1 protein-coding gene and 1 pseudogene are annotated in these 1,633 nt (G+C 46.9%); both read left to right on the top strand.

The genetic code is table 11. The features are described 5' to 3' along the window. Window positions 1-621, top strand: a pseudogene (locus WBG83_RS22325) (hypothetical protein); the annotation flags it as partial. Window positions 622-635: 14 nt separating this feature from the next. Beyond that, a partial coding sequence (locus WBG83_RS22320; RefSeq protein ID WP_336747592.1) for a hypothetical protein occupies window positions 636-1,633 on the top strand: 998 nt, incomplete at its 3' end.

Genomic DNA, 1,633 nt, shown 5'->3' with positions numbered 1-1,633 from the left:
CGGGCACAGTCGGTAACCGTCATCGAGCGGGTCCTGACGGTCAAAGGCGGCGGCGAACTGTCCGTGGACAAGACTGCCCAAAGTTATGCCGAGGTGGCTTGGCGCGGGTCAAACGTTGAAACCATGTGGGGCACTGCTGCCAATCCTTTGCCGCAGAGCCTGGATTTGAGTGCAGATGTGGACACGCAGGTGGATCAAGTTTTGGTTGTGGACTTGACCAAGAACGATGGGGCGTACAGGAGCTGGTTCGATAATGTGCAGCCGCTGTCCAAAACACAAACCTTGGACAACCATTATTTGGTGGCACTCCACATCACTGTAGTAAATTCGGAGGCAAAGCAAAGCACCTACTTTGATTTCCGTTCGCATGCTGGTTCTGCCTGGCAGTACAAGCCAGTTAAACCGGCTTCAGGCGGGCCGGTGGAAGATATTAAAATGTTCTGGTTGGATCAGCCCAAGACTGTTTATGGGTGGTATCTTATGGTCATAGCCAAAGATATTGCGGATCAAAAAATTGCAGACAACGGTAAGGTTCCAATTGTGATGGTACGAGTCAATGGGGGAAAGGGACAATCGGATACTTTTAACTTTGTCCCGGTCATTCGAAATACTATTGAATAGAAGTAGGTGAATATATGAAAAGACGTAAGACTTGGATAGCAGCCGCGATGGCTGCTATTTTTATTTTTTCTTTGTTTGCTGTTTATGTAACTCGAACGAGTGCGATGGAAGCTGTCAAACAAGTGGATTTTACCCTTGATGCGTATTCAAGAGACAGCCAAAAGACAATAGCTTTAGATGTCGGACTTGATCCTTCAACAATAAAACGATATGAAGTGTACTTGGACGGAGCCAATAAGGGCCAGATCGGAACCCTTGTTGGCTTGAAGTTTGAATTGACCTTGGATGGTCAGTTGACGCCAGTCTACAGTATGAAGAGAACTGACCCCGGACATCACATTTGGCGACTCCTAGATGGTCGTAGTTGGTGGACGCAGGGGGAGCGTACTCCGAAATATGAATTCACTGGTGGATGCATCGTTAACGGGATATCCCAATGCCCCGGGCCGATTCCTCAATACGCAAAAAATGTAGCTACAGGACAGTCAGAGCTAGTCCATGGGGATTTAAGAGACAGTGCGGGCCGGGCAGCTACAACCGCATACGAAGTGGAGCGGCCACAATATTTTTGGTTCAAGGAAGCGGACATTAATCTATATGAAGAATTAAATATATCCTCTGAGCTAGTGTTGGACGTTCGAATTAATAAAGACAAGTCTTCTCCTGAGGCCGGTTATGAAGATGAATTGGAAATTTTGGATGCAGGTTCAGGAGATACAGGATTTGGCATGATTAAGGTAGCCAAATTCCTGGATAATGAGTTGGATACAAAATACAAAGACATCACTGAAGGGCTGGCTTATCCCGTTCAGGGTCGAAATTATTACATGCCTGTAAACGCCTTCTGGGACGGTTATACCTACGCTTATAAATCCGGATACATCAAAGTCTACTACGATACCACCACACCGGACCTAGTAGCAGATTCCATCGAACTGACAAGCCCGCTTAAAATAGGCGAGGCAGGCTCAATCACTGTCACATTCCACAACGAAGGAAAGGCCGTTAAGGA

Origin of the sequence: Paenibacillus sp. y28, assembly GCF_037137075.1 — a bacterium.
GTDB lineage: Bacteria > Bacillota > Bacilli > Paenibacillales > NBRC-103111 > JBBBNV01.
The sequence above is the reverse complement of the archived record's forward strand: the minus strand, read 5'-3'. Positions and strand labels throughout refer to the sequence as shown.